Origin of the sequence: Knoellia koreensis (assembly GCF_013041615.1) — a bacterium.
Lineage (GTDB): Bacteria > Actinomycetota > Actinomycetes > Actinomycetales > Dermatophilaceae > Pedococcus > Pedococcus koreensis.
This window is the reverse complement of record NZ_JABEPQ010000002.1, coordinates 111,586-124,069: the sequence shown is the minus strand read 5'-3', so window position 1 is coordinate 124,069 and position 12,484 is coordinate 111,586. Positions and strand designations below refer to the sequence as shown.

Genomic DNA, 12,484 nt, shown 5'->3' with positions numbered 1-12,484 from the left:
CGCACGATGCGGTCATGCGCCTAGGACTCCAGGTCTCCTACTTCTCCTGGCCGGACGCCCCGGCCTCCATCGGCCCGACCTTCGGGCGGATCGCCCGCAATGCCGAGGACGCCGGTCTGTCGTCGCTGTGGGTGATGGACCACTTCTTCCAGATCGCGATGATCGGGCCGCCCGAGCTCGACATGGTCGAGGGCTACACGGCGCTGGCGTTCGCGGGCGGGCAGACCAGCCGGATCGAGCTCGGCACGCTCGTCACCGGGGTGACCTACCGGCATCCCGGGCTGCTCGCCAAGACCGTCACGAGCCTCGACGTGCTGTCCGGCGGGCGGGCGTGGCTGGGGATCGGTGCCGCCTGGAACGAGGAGGAGCACCGGGGCCTCGGCGTCCCCTACCCGTCGACGAAGGAACGGTTCGAGCGGCTCGAGGAGACGTTGCAGATCTGCCTGCAGATGTGGGCCGGTGACGAGAGTCCGTATGCCGGGCGGCACTACCAGCTGGAACGTCCCCTCAACGTGCCGCAGAGCCTGCGCCGCCCGCACCCGCCGATCCTCATCGGGGGTGGTGGCGAGAAGAAGACGCTGCGGTTGGTCGCCGAGTACGCCGACGCGTGCAACCTCTTCGACACCGGGCTCGGGCCGGAGGGGATCCCACGCAAGCTCGACATTCTGCGCGAGCACTGCGAGGCAGTCGGCCGCGACTACGCCTCGATCGAGAAGACGTGTCTTGCGCGCGTGACGCTCGGCCCGGCAGGCGAGACGGCGCCGTCCGGTGAGCCGTATGCGTCGGTCGACGAGACCGTCGAGCGGTTCGGGCGGCTGTCCGACGCCGGGATCGACACGGTCATCATGGGCATGGCGAACGACAGTGACGACGCGGCATACCCCCTCGTCGCCGAGGTGGTGCGCCAGGTCGAGCCACTCCGGGCACCCGGCCGCTGACGCCCGGGCGGGTCTTGGGCGCGCGTCGTCGGGCGGGGCCGTCAGGCGCCGACGAGGCGCAGGCCGAGCTCTCCGTATGCCGCGCCGATGGCCTCGGGCGTGCGCCGGATCTCCGGGTCGTACCAGCGGGCGACGTCGATCGCCATCGACAGCAGGGCGAGGGTGGTGTCGGCGACGTCACCGACGACGAATTCGCCACTGGCGACCCCACGGGTCACCACGTCCCGGGCGACCGCGTCGATCTCCTTGCGCAGCCGAAGCACCTCGTCACGGTGCTCGTCGGTGAGGTTGCCGAACTCGTACTGCACGATCCGGCCGACCCGGTAGTGCTCGGCGTGCCAGCGCGAGAACGTCGTCATGATCGCCCGGAGCTCGTCGGCGGGGGAGTCATGGTCGGCGACGGCGCTGCGCAGCAGCTCCAGCGCAGCGAGGTGCCCGGCCAGGGAGAGCTGGTAGAGCAGCTCCTCCTTGGTCTTGAAGTGCACGTAGACGCCGGCGGGGGACAGGCCGGCCCGGGCTGCGATGTCGCGCGTGGTTGTGGCGTGGAAGCCGCGGTCGGCGAACGCCTCGGCGGCAGCCTCGAGCAGGCGGCCCTGGGTGTCGCTCGTGCCGGCGAGGGCCGGGCTACCCGCGGCACTGGGGGTGGGCGCGGTCGACGGTGAGGTCTGCGCGGCACTGGACATGGTTGACAGCATGCCTCAGTCGTCGGAGACTAAGCAAGCGCTTAGTCACTGCCGATGGCGCCTCGGGCCCCACGGACGTCAGGCCGCTGGACCCGCGCCAGAACCCGCAAGGAGAGTCATGCCCCGCAACCTCTACGGTCCCGACCACGAGTCCTTCCGCAGCTCGGTCCAGGAGTTCGTCGAGCGCACGCTCCGGCCGCGCGCCGAGCAGATGCTCGAGGTCAAGTCGATCGACCGGGACATCTGGAAGGAAGCCGGCAAGCAGGGGCTCTTCGGCCTCGACATCCCCGAGGAGTTCGGCGGCGCGGGCGCCGAGGACTACCGCTTCAACGCGATCGCCGCCGAGGTGATCGCCGGGTTCAACTTCGCCGTGTCGAGCTGTTTCGGCATTCATTCCGATGTCTGCCCGCCCTACATCGTCGACCTCGGCACGGACGAGCAGAAGCAGCGCTGGCTCCCGGGCATGGCCAACGGCGACCTCATCGCCGCGATCGCCATGACCGAGCCCAGCGGAGGCTCCGACCTGGCGGCGCTCAAGACGACTGCGGTGAAGGCCGACGACGGCTCCGGCGACTGGATCCTCAATGGTTCCAAGACCTTCATCACCAACGGCTACCAGGCCGACCTCGTCATCGTGGCGGCGCGCACCGACCCGAGCAAGGGCGCCAAGGGCATCACGTTGTTCATGGTCGAGGCGGGCATGGAGGGCTTCAACCGTGGTCGCAAGCTCGACAAGGTGGGTCAGGAGGAGTCCGACACGGCCGAGCTGTTCTTCGCGGACGTGCGCGTGCCCGACGCCAACCGGCTGGGTGAGGAGGGCATGGGCTTCATCGCGATGATGCAGCGCCTGCCGCAGGAGCGGATCGGTGCGGCGGTGGCCAACACCGCGCATGCCTTCCAGATCCTGCGCGAGACGATCGAGTACACCAAGGAGCGCAAGGCATTCGGGCAGCCGATCGGCTCGTTCCAGCACAACAAGTTCAAGATCGCCGAGCTGCAGACCCGCCTCGAGGTCACCCAGGCCTACGTCGACGACTGCGTCGCCGCGCACGCCGAGGGCAAGCTCACGCCGGTCGACGCGGCCAAGGCCAAGTGGTTCTCGGCCCAGACCCAGAACGACGTTCTCGACGAGTGTGTCCAGCTCTACGGTGGCTACGGCTTCATGAACGAGTACCGCGTGGCCCGCGCCTGGCGTGACGCCCGCGTGTCGAAGATCTGGGCCGGCTCCAACGAGATCATGAAGGAGCTCATCGGCCGGGACCTGGGCCTCTGACGTGGGGGTCCACGACGGGAAGGTCGCCATCGTCACCGGTGCCTCCCGTGGCATCGGCCGGGGCATCGCCGAGAAGCTCGTCGCGGAAGGCGCCCGCGTCGTCATCACGGCGCGAAAGCCCGAGGCGCTCGCTGAGGCGGTCGAGAAGCTCGGCGGTGAGTCGAAAGCCGTTGCGGTTGCGGGAAATGCAGCCGACGAGACCCATCAGGACGAGGTGATCGCCACCGCCAAGGAGCGGTTCGGTGGGCTCGACCTGCTGGTCAACAACACCGGCATCAACCCGGTCTACGGACCGCTGCTCGACGCCCCCGCGGAGGCAGTGCGCAAGATCTTCGACACCAACGTCGTCGCGGCGTTCAGCTGGGTGAAGAAGGCGGTGGCGGCCGGTCTCGGCGCCGACGGCAAAACCGGAGCTGTCGTCAACGTCGCCTCGATCGCCGGCCTCGGTGCGACCGGCACGATCGGCTGGTACGGCGTCTCCAAGGCTGCGCTCATCCACCTCACCACCGAGCTCGGCTTCCAGCTCGCGCCGGCGGTGCGGGTCAACGCGGTCGCCCCCGCCATCGTCAAGACCCAGTTCGCGGAGGCGCTGTACGAGGGTCGCGAGGACAAGGTCTCCGCGGCATACCCCATGAAGCGGCTCGGGATGCCCGAGGACATCGCGGGAGCGGTCTCGTTCCTCCTGTCGGACGACGCCGGCTGGATGACCGGCCAGACCCTCGTCGTCGACGGCGGCGTCACCCTCGGCGGGGCGATGTGACCGTGGCCCTCGCCGGTCGCGGCGTCGTCGTGACCGGTGCCGCGCGTGGCATCGGCGCCGCCTACGCCCGGGCGTTCACGGCGGCCGGTGCGGATGTGGTGGTCAACGACCTGGACGCGGGGGCGCTCGAGACGACTGCCGCCGAGCTCGGAGCGCACGCCGTCCCCGGTGACGCCTCGAGCGAGGAGGGTGTCGAGGCGCTGGTCGCGGCGGCTCGCGACCGCCTCGGTGAGGTCGACGTCTTCTGCGCGAACGCCGGTGTCGCCCGTGGCGGAACCGAGGCCGTCGACGAGAGGGCATGGGACGTCTCGTGGAACGTCAACGTCATGGCGCATGTCCGTGCTGCCCGGCTCCTCGTGCCCGGCTGGGTCGAGCGGGGAAGCGGCACGTTCGTCGCCACCGTGAGCGCTGCGGGCCTGCTGTCCATCCCGGGCGCGGCTCCGTATGCCGTGACCAAGCACGCGGCGTTGGCGTTCGCCGAGTGGTTGTCGATGACGTACGGCGACAAGGGGATTCGCGTCCACGCGGTCTGCCCGCAGGGCGTGAAGACCGACATGCTGTGGAACAGCGGCGCCGCCGGGCGGGCACTCATGGAGCCCTCAGCCGTCACGCCCGAGCAGGTCGCCGAAGACCTGCTCGTCGCCATGGAGCAGGAGCGGTTCCTCGTGCTGCCACACCCCGAGGTCGCGCAGATGTATGCCGGCCGGGCCGCGGACCCCGACCGCTGGCTCGCCGGGATGCGCCGGATGGCCGCGGGCCTGCCGGCCGTCACCATGGGCACCGACTGAGCGATCGCCCGGGTCTACCGTGATGGTGTGGGCGCACCATCCAGCAAAGACCTCCCCGGCTGGCTCAAGGCCGCGTTCCGTGCGCCGAACACTCTGTACGACAAGGGTTTTGGGCGGCTACTCGGTCGCCGCTTCCTGCAGCTTGGGCACACCGGCCGCCGCAGCGGTCGCCGGTTCCACGTCGTCCTCGAAGTCGTCCGCTATGACCGGCGCACGGGGGAGGCAGTCGTGGTGTCGGGCTTCGGTGAGGGTGCCGACTGGCTGCGCAACCTCCGGTCCGGCGGGGCTCTCACGGTGGACTTCGGCCGCGGGCCGCGCCCAGCGGCATACCGGGTGCTCCCCGTCGACGAGGCCGTGGCGACCTATGCCGCCTACGAGCGGCGCAACTCCCTGCTTGCGCCGGTCATCCGACCCACCCTCACGGCACTGCTCGGGTGGCGCTACGACGGCTCACCGGCAGCCCGACGACGCATGGCCCAGCAGCTGCCGATGGTCGCCCTGATGCCCGCCGGCCCTCAGTCGAGCGGACCGCCGGCGACGTAGATGACCTGGCCGGACACGAAGCCGGCCTCCTCGCTGGCGAGGAACGCGATCGTGGCCGCGATGTCCTCCGGCTGGCCCACGCGGGCGACGGGGATCTGCGCGGCCGAGTGCTTGATGAAGTCCTCGAACGACACCCCGATCCGCTCGGCCGTCGCAGCGGTCATGTCCGTCTGGATGAAGCCGGGCGCAACGGCATTCGCGGTGACACCGAACTTGCCGAGCTCGATCGCGAGCGTCTTGGTGAAGCCCTGCATGCCGGCCTTGGCCGCCGAGTAGTTCGCCTGCCCGCGGTTGCCCTGCGCGGACGACGAGGAGAGGTTGATGATCCGGCCGTACTTCTCCTGCGTCATGTACCCCTGCGCCGCCTTGGTCATGAGGAACGCGCCGCGCAGGTGCACGCCCAGGACGGCATCCCAGTCGTCCTCGGTCATCTTGAAGATGAGGTTGTCGCGGATGATGCCGGCGTTGTTGACCAGGATGACCGGCGCCCCGAGCTCGTCGGCGACGCGCGCGACCGCGGCCTCGACCTGGTCGCCCTTGCTCACGTCGACGCCGACGCCGATCGCCTTGCCGCCGGCCGCGGTGATGTCGTCGACCGTGCCCTGGCAGGCCGCCTCGTCCAGGTCGAGCACGGCCACCGCATTGCCGTCGGCGGCGAGCCGGCGGGCGGTGGCGGCCCCGATGCCGCGGGCGGCTCCGGTGACGATGGCGACGTGGGTGTTGGGCATGTGGGCCTCCGGGGCTGCGTGGGGAGCGGGTTGACGTGCGGGGTGCGTATGCCGTGTGGCCACCTTACTGAGCAAGCGCTTAGTGCGGGGAGGGTGGGCGAGCGTGAAGCCGCGCACACCGGGCCGTTAGGGTCGGTGCGTGCGGTTTCGAGCCGCGCGATCGCATGACGGCCCGGCACGGGCCACACCGACACTTGAAGGCGGCAGATGGAGACCTGGCCCGGCAAGGCCTACCCCCTGGGGGCAACCTACGACGGCACCGGCGTCAACTTCGCCGTCTTCTCCGAGGTCGCCACGCGCGTGGAGCTGTGCCTCGTCGACGACGACGGCAGCGAGCGGCGGGTCGACCTGCCCGAGGTCGACGGCTTCGTCTGGCACGGCTACCTCCCCGGCGTCCAGCCCGGTCAGCGCTACGGCTACCGCGTGCACGGCCCGTACGACCCCGCGAACGGGCACCGGTGCAACCCGCACAAGCTGCTGCTCGACCCCTACGCAAAGGCGATCGACGGGATGGCCGACGGCGACCAGGCGCTGTTCTCCTACGACTTCGCCGACCCCAGCGAGGACCCCGGCAAGGCGAACATCGAGGACAGCCTCGGGCACACGATGTACTCCGTGGTCATCAACCCGTTCTTCGACTGGGGACAGGACCGCGCGCCGGGGCACGAGTACCACGACACGGTCATCTACGAGGCACACGTGAAGGGGCTCACCGAGCAGCACCCGGACATCCCCGAGGAGATTCGGGGCACGTATGCCGCGATGGCCCACCCCGTGACCATCCAGCACCTCAAGGACCTCGGCGTCACCGCCGTCGAGCTGATGCCCGTGCACCAGTTCGTCGACGACTTCACCCTGCGTGAGCGCGGCCTGCACAACTACTGGGGCTACAACACGATCGGGTTCCTCGCCCCGCACAACGGCTACGCGGCATACGGCACGCGTGGTGAGCAGGTCGCGGAGTTCAAGGGCATGGTCAAGGCCCTGCACGCGGCCGGCATCGAGGTCATCCTCGACGTCGTCTACAACCACACGGCCGAGGGCAACCACCTGGGCCCCACCCTGTGCTTCCGGGGCATCGACAACGCGGCCTACTACCGGCTCGTCGACGAGGACAAGTCGCACTACTACGACACGACCGGCACGGGGAACAGCCTGCTGATGCGCAGCCCGCACGTGCTGCAGCTCATCATGGACTCGCTGCGCTACTGGGTGCTCGAGATGCACGTCGACGGGTTCCGGTTCGACCTTGCGGCGACACTGGCCCGGCAGTTCCACGAGGTCGACAAGCTGTCGGCCTTCTTCGACCTGGTGCAGCAGGACCCCGTGGTCAGCCAGGTCAAGCTCATCGCCGAGCCGTGGGACGTGGGTGACGGTGGCTACCAGGTCGGCAACTTCCCGCCGCTGTGGACCGAGTGGAACGGCAAGTACCGCGACACCGTGCGCGACTTCTGGCGCGGCCAGCCGGCCACGCTGGGGGAGTTCGCGTCGCGGATCACCGGGTCCAGCGACCTCTACCAGGAGGACGGCCGCAAGCCGATCGCGTCGATCAACTTCGCGACGGCCCACGACGGCTTCACTCTGCGAGACCTGGTGTCCTACAACGAAAAGCACAACGAGGCCAACGGCGAGGGCAACCAGGACGGCGAGAGCCACAACCGCTCGTGGAACTGCGGTGTCGAGGGCCCCACCGACGACCCGCAGATCAACGCGCTCCGGCGGCGTCAGCAGCGCAACATCCTCACCACGGTGCTGCTGTCGCAGGGGGTGCCCATGCTGCTGCACGGCGACGAGCTGGGGCGTACCCAACAGGGCAACAACAACACCTACTGCCAGGACAACGAGCTCAGCTGGGTCGACTGGGACCTCGATGACACCGAGCGCGGCCTGCTGGCCTTCACCCAGCGCCTCGTGCGCCTGCGCAGCGAGCACCCGGTCTTCCGGCGGCGCCGGTTCTTCGCCGGCTCGGCCGACCACGGCGGCGAGAGCGAGGTCGGCGACATCGCGTGGTTCGAGCCGGGTGGCTCGCACATGGACGAGGCGGCGTGGGCCAACGGCTACGCGCGGGCGGTCATGGTGTTCCTCAACGGCCAGACCATCCCCGAGCCGGACACCCGGGGCCAGAAGATCGTCGACGACCACTTCCTCGTGCTGTTCAACGGCTCGGACGGTGACATCGAGTTCACCATCCCCACGGCGGACTACGGCGACAGCTGGGTGGTCGAGATCGACACGGCCACCGAAGGAGCGCCGGACCCCGCGCAGCAGCCCGCGGCATACGCTCCCGGCGCGAAGGTGACCGCGATCGGACGCAGCGTCGTGGTGCTGAGGTGCGCACGGTCATGAGTCAGTCCCCGGCGACCACCGCGGGGGCGGCGCACCGGCCCGGGCCCGGCCGCGCGGTCCCGACCGCGACGTACCGGTTCCAGGTCCAGCCGGCATTCACCTTTGACCAAGCCGCAGACCAGACCGATTACCTTGCGGCGCTGGGCGTTTCGCACGCGTACGTGTCGCCGGTGCTCCAGCCCGAGCCGGGCTCGACGCACGGATATGACGTCGTGGACCACAGCCGCTTCAACGAGGAAGCCGGTGGCGGCACAGGATTCGAGGGGCTGGGCCGCGCCCTTGCGGACCAAGGGCTCGGGCTCATCGTCGACATCGTGCCCAACCACGTGGCGACGCCGACCCCGGCCTGGCTCAACCAGCCGTGGTGGTCGCTGCTGCGCGACGGACGCGAGTCGCCGTATGCCGCGTGGTTCGACGTGGACTGGGCGGCGGAGGACGACCGCGTGCTGGTGCCGGTGCTCGGTGCCTCCCTGGACGAGGTCGTCGCCAAGAGCGAGGTCACCGTGGCGCGTGACGGCGGCCCGGATGGCGACGAGTGGGTCGTGCGCTACTACGACCACGCCTTCCCCGTGCGAGCGGGAACCGAGGACCGCGAACTGCCGGAACTTCTTGCGGCACAGCACTATCGGCTCGTCGACTGGCGCGAGGGCGGGACCCGGCTCAACTACCGGCGCTTCTTCGACGTCACCACACTCGCGGCGGTCCGGGTGGAGGATCCCGACGTCTTCGACGCGACGCACCGCCTCCTCCTTGATGCCTTCGACTCCGGGGTCATCGACGGCTTCCGGATCGACCACCCGGACGGCCTGGCCGACCCGACGGGATACCTCGCCCGGCTCGCCGATGCGACGGACGACGCCTGGGTCGTCGCCGAGAAGATCCTCGAGGGGCACGAGGACCTGCCCGACTACTGGCGCTGTGCCGGGACGACGGGGTACGACGCGCTGCTGCGGGTGCAGCAGGTCTTCCACGATTCAGCCGGGTCCGCGGCGCTGACGAGCACGGCCGCGCAGTTCCTCGGGGAGGAGCAGGACCTCGACGACCTGGTCGTGGCGGCGAAGCGCCAGGTCGTGTCCGAGGTCCAGGCCGCCGAGGTCAACCGGCTCATGCGTCTCGTCGCTCGCGTGCTTCCCCATGACGACCAGGGCGCGCTGCGGAGAGCACTCGAGACCCTGCTGGTGGCCTTCGACCGGTACCGGGCGTACCTGGGTGGCTCCGTGCCGCCGGGCCGGGGCGATGGCACCATCCTCGACGCCGCCGAGGCGCGGGCCATGCACGACTCCGACCCCGGTGACCGCGAAGCCGTGCAGGTCGTCGCCGAGCTCGCACGAGGCGGACGTCTGCCGCAGGCGCAGGCCGATTCGGCGACGGCCCAACAGGAGTTCGTGCGGCGTTTCCAGCAGACCACCGGGCCGGTGATGGCCAAGGGCATCGAGGACACCGCCTTCTACCGCTACGTGCGCCTCACCGGGCTCAACGAGGTTGGCGGCGACCCGGGACGAATCGGCTTGTCCGTGAACGACTTCCACGAGTATGCCGCGCAGCGTCACCGCACGTGGCCGCTCACCATGACCACCTTGTCGACCCATGACACCAAGCGGTCCGAAGACGTCCGTGCGCGTCTCGCCGTGCTGTCCGAGCTGCCGGACGAGTGGGCCCGGTGGGTGGCAACCGCGCACGAGCTGTCCGCGGCGCACCGGTCACCGCGGCTCGACCCGGCGACGGAGTACTTCCTCTGGCAGACGGTGGTCGGCGCATGGCCCATCACGGCAGAGCGCCTGAAGGCCTACGCCACCAAGGCGATTCGCGAGGCCAAGCTGCACACCACGTGGAGCGAGCCGGACGCGGCATACGAGGAAGCGGTGCTGACCTTCGTCGACGCCCTGGTGACGGACCCCGCCACCGGACGCCACGTCGAGGACTGGCTGGCGCGCACGGCGCAGGCCACCCGAGCCAATGTCCTCGGCCAGAAGCTGGTGCAGCTGACGATGCCGGGCGTGCCGGACGTCTACCAGGGCACCGAGCTGGTCGACCTGTCCCTCGTCGACCCGGACAACCGCCGGCTCGTCGACTACGGCGAGCGGTCGAAGCGGCTCGCGCGGCTCGACGGGGGTGAGACCCCGCGCGACCTCGGCGACGAGAAGCTGCGCGTCACCAGCGCCGCCCTGAGGCTGCGTCGCGACCGGCCGGGATGGTTCGTCGGGCAGGACTCGACCTACGCCCCAGTCGCCACGACCAGCGACCGCGCCCTCGCGTTCGCGCGTGGGGATGTGGACGGGCCGAAGGTCGTCACCGTGGTCACCAGGCTTGCCGCGGGTCTCGAGGCGGACGGCGGCTGGGGGGACGCGACTGTGGCCCTACCGCCCGGAGAGTGGGAGGACGTCCTCACCGGTCACCGTGTCCGGGTCGACGGGTCGGGAGGGGCTTCGCTCGAGCGTGTCCTCGGCGAGCTTCCGGTGGCGTTGCTGGTCGCACATGGCAGCCTTGGCGGCGATGAGCACTCCTGAGAGCACTGACGCGTCCGCGCACACCGCGTCACCCTCCGCGCAGACCGGGCCGCAGGCCGAGTCATCGCAGCCCCCCAATGGGCCCGAGCTGACCCTGTGGGCGCCCGACCGGTCCTACGTCCGGGTCGACTGGTCGCGGGCCGGCGGCGATGGTGTCGAGACGACCCAGGGTGTCGGCGACATGCAACCCAAGGGTGACGGCTGGTGGCGCTGGCAGGCCCCCGACCTCGCCGCTGATGACCGGCTGGACTACGCCTTCCGGCTCGACGGTGGACCTGCGCTGCCCGACCCGCGCTCGGCCTGGCAGCCGCACGGTGTCGACGGTCGCAGCCGGTGGTTCGACGCGGCGGCATACTCCTGGCACGACGCGACGTGGGCCGGACCCCAACAGGGTGAAGGCGTTCTCGGTGCGGTTTTCTACGAGCTGCACGTCGGCACTTTCACGCCCGAGGGCACGCTCGACGCCGCTCAGCGTCGCCTCGGGCACCTCGTCGAGCTCGGCGTCGACGTCGTCGAGCTCATGCCGGTGGCGAGCTTCGCCGGCAGGTGGAACTGGGGCTACGACGGCGTCGGTCCGTGGTCGGTCCACGACGCCTACGAGGGGCCGGCGGCGCTGCAGCGGTTCGTCGACGCCTGCCACCAGGTCGGACTCGGCGTGTGCCTCGACGTCGTCTACAACCACCTCGGACCCGCCGGGAACTACCTGCCGACGTTCGGTCCCTACTTCAGTGACCGGCACCCGACGCCGTGGGGGCCGGGCCTCAACCTCGACGGGGACGGCAGCTTCCACGTGCGCCGCTGGATCGTCGACAGCGCGCTGCGCTGGTTCGCCGACTTCCACCTCGACGCGCTGCGCCTCGACGCCGTGCACGAGCTGCACGACGACTCCGACCAGCACGTGCTGGCCCAGCTGTCCGATGAGGTCGGTGCCCTGGCGGCCCGGCTCGGCCGCCCGCTGGCGCTCGTCGCCGAGAGCGACCTCAACCAGCCAAGGATGGTCGCGCCCACGGCCGATGGTGGGCGCGGCATGGACGCGCAGTGGGACGACGACGTGCACCACGCGCTCCACGTCACGCTGACGGGGGAGACGCAGGGCTACTACCGCGACTTCGCCGGCGACAGCAGGGCCATGCCCGACGGGGGTCCGCTGGCTGTGCTGGCCAAGGTGCTGACCGGGGCGTTCCTGCACGACGGGTCGTGGTCGAGCTTCCGGGGCTCGGACTGGGGTGCGCCCGTAGACCGCGAGCACACCGACGGCAGGCGGTTCCTCGCTTACCTGCAGAACCACGACCAAGTGGGAAACCGCGCGGTCGGCGACCGCATCAGTGCCACGATCCCGTTGTCACGGCAGGCCGTTGGCGCGACGCTCTACCTCACCTCAGCCTTCACGCCCATGGTCTTCATGGGGGAGGAGTGGGGTGCGAGCACGCCGTTCCAGTTCTTCACCGACTTCGAGGACCCGGAGCTGGGCAAGGCGGTCACCGAGGGGCGGCGGTCAGAGTTCGCCGACCACGGGTGGGACGCCGCCGACGTCCCCGACCCGCAGGACGAGCAGACGATGCGCCGGTCCCAGCTCGACTGGGCCGAACCGCACGAGGGCGAGCACGCACGGCTCCTGACCTACTACCGGGACCTGATCGCGTTGCGGCGCAAGGAGTTCGAGCTCGGCGACGGTCGGCTGGACCTCGTGGACGTGCAGTTCGACGACAAGGACGGGTGGCTCGTGATGCGCCGCGGCTCGGTGGCGACCGTGGTCAACCTGACACACTCGCGCTGGACCGTCCCGCTCGACGGCACCCCGCGCGAGGTGCTGCTCGCCTGGGACCCCGAACAGACGAAGATCCGTCCGAACGGCCTGCACCTGCCACCTGGCACCGCAGCCGTGGTCCGCCTCGGTTCCACCTAGGGGAGCGCAGCG

Annotated in this window: 10 protein-coding genes; 8 read left to right on the top strand and 2 right to left on the bottom strand. The window is 70.2% G+C overall.

Annotation, left to right across the window (positions count from 1 at the left end):
• Positions 1-14: 14 nt before the first annotated feature.
• Positions 15-938 carry an LLM class F420-dependent oxidoreductase gene (locus tag HJG52_RS08935; protein WP_171243278.1) on the top strand — a complete coding sequence of 308 codons (924 nt, stop codon included), beginning with the start codon at positions 15-17 and terminating at the stop codon, positions 936-938.
• A gap of 41 nt (positions 939-979) precedes the next feature.
• On the opposite strand, the gene HJG52_RS08930 is transcribed toward HJG52_RS08935, so the two are convergent.
• Complete coding sequence (locus tag HJG52_RS08930) at positions 980-1,621, bottom strand: TetR/AcrR family transcriptional regulator (RefSeq protein WP_171243277.1); 642 nt, start codon at positions 1,619-1,621, stop codon at positions 980-982.
• A gap of 118 nt (positions 1,622-1,739) precedes the next feature.
• On the opposite strand from HJG52_RS08930, the gene HJG52_RS08925 reads away from it, so the two are divergent.
• Genes HJG52_RS08925 through HJG52_RS08910 form a run of 4 tightly spaced genes read left to right on the top strand, consistent with a single transcriptional unit; the run spans position 1,740 to position 4,985 of the window.
• Entirely contained in the window at positions 1,740-2,894 is a 1,155-nt protein-coding gene (locus HJG52_RS08925; protein WP_171243276.1) for an acyl-CoA dehydrogenase family protein, read from the top strand.
• Position 2,895: 1 nt separating this feature from the next.
• Positions 2,896-3,654: a glucose 1-dehydrogenase gene (locus HJG52_RS08920; protein ID WP_171243275.1), complete on the top strand. Its 759-nt coding sequence runs from the start codon at positions 2,896-2,898 to the stop codon at positions 3,652-3,654.
• Between the two features lie 2 nt (positions 3,655-3,656).
• Positions 3,657-4,442 (top strand): SDR family NAD(P)-dependent oxidoreductase, encoded by a 786-nt coding sequence (locus HJG52_RS08915; RefSeq protein WP_171243274.1) that lies wholly within the window; start codon positions 3,657-3,659, stop codon positions 4,440-4,442.
• Between the two features lie 27 nt (positions 4,443-4,469).
• Positions 4,470-4,985, top strand: a complete 516-nt coding sequence (locus tag HJG52_RS08910; protein ID WP_206070475.1) for a nitroreductase family deazaflavin-dependent oxidoreductase — start codon at positions 4,470-4,472, stop codon at positions 4,983-4,985.
• On the opposite strand, the gene fabG is transcribed toward HJG52_RS08910, so the two are convergent.
• Positions 4,958-5,713, bottom strand: coding sequence for a 3-oxoacyl-ACP reductase FabG (gene fabG / locus HJG52_RS08905; protein WP_171243273.1), 756 nt, complete (start codon positions 5,711-5,713; stop codon positions 4,958-4,960). The genes HJG52_RS08910 and fabG overlap by 28 nt on opposite strands.
• A 207-nt stretch (positions 5,714-5,920) precedes the next feature.
• Between fabG and glgX the strand changes: the two genes are divergently transcribed.
• Genes glgX through treZ form a run of 3 tightly spaced genes read left to right on the top strand, consistent with a single transcriptional unit; the run spans position 5,921 to position 12,472 of the window.
• Positions 5,921-8,059 carry a glycogen debranching protein GlgX gene (glgX, locus tag HJG52_RS08900; RefSeq protein ID WP_171243272.1) on the top strand — a complete coding sequence of 713 codons (2,139 nt, stop codon included), beginning with the start codon at positions 5,921-5,923 and terminating at the stop codon, positions 8,057-8,059.
• The gene (treY, locus tag HJG52_RS08895) at positions 8,056-10,566 is read left to right on the top strand and encodes a malto-oligosyltrehalose synthase (RefSeq protein WP_171243271.1); all 2,511 of its coding nucleotides are present in this window, start codon (positions 8,056-8,058) and stop codon (positions 10,564-10,566) included. Before glgX ends, treY begins: the two co-directional genes overlap by 4 nt.
• Positions 10,553-12,472: a malto-oligosyltrehalose trehalohydrolase gene (gene treZ, locus HJG52_RS08890; RefSeq protein ID WP_171243270.1), complete on the top strand. Its 1,920-nt coding sequence runs from the start codon at positions 10,553-10,555 to the stop codon at positions 12,470-12,472. Before treY ends, treZ begins: the two co-directional genes overlap by 14 nt.
• The last annotated feature ends 12 nt before the right edge of the window (positions 12,473-12,484 follow it).

Bases quoted from the DNA above. Each gene is read 5' to 3' on its own strand.
- treY (WP_171243271.1), top strand. From the start codon at position 8,056: ATGAGTCAGTCCCCGGCGACCACCGCGGGGGCGGCGCACCGGCCCGGG.
- HJG52_RS08925 (WP_171243276.1), top strand. From the start codon at position 1,740: ATGCCCCGCAACCTCTACGGTCCCGACCACGAGTCCTTCCGCAGCTCG.
- treZ (WP_171243270.1), top strand. From the start codon at position 10,553: ATGAGCACTCCTGAGAGCACTGACGCGTCCGCGCACACCGCGTCACCC.
- HJG52_RS08935 (WP_171243278.1), top strand. From the start codon at position 15: ATGCGCCTAGGACTCCAGGTCTCCTACTTCTCCTGGCCGGACGCCCCG.
- fabG (WP_171243273.1), bottom strand. From the start codon at position 5,713: ATGCCCAACACCCACGTCGCCATCGTCACCGGAGCCGCCCGCGGCATC.
- HJG52_RS08930 (WP_171243277.1), bottom strand. From the start codon at position 1,621: ATGTCCAGTGCCGCGCAGACCTCACCGTCGACCGCGCCCACCCCCAGT.
- glgX (WP_171243272.1), top strand. From the start codon at position 5,921: ATGGAGACCTGGCCCGGCAAGGCCTACCCCCTGGGGGCAACCTACGAC.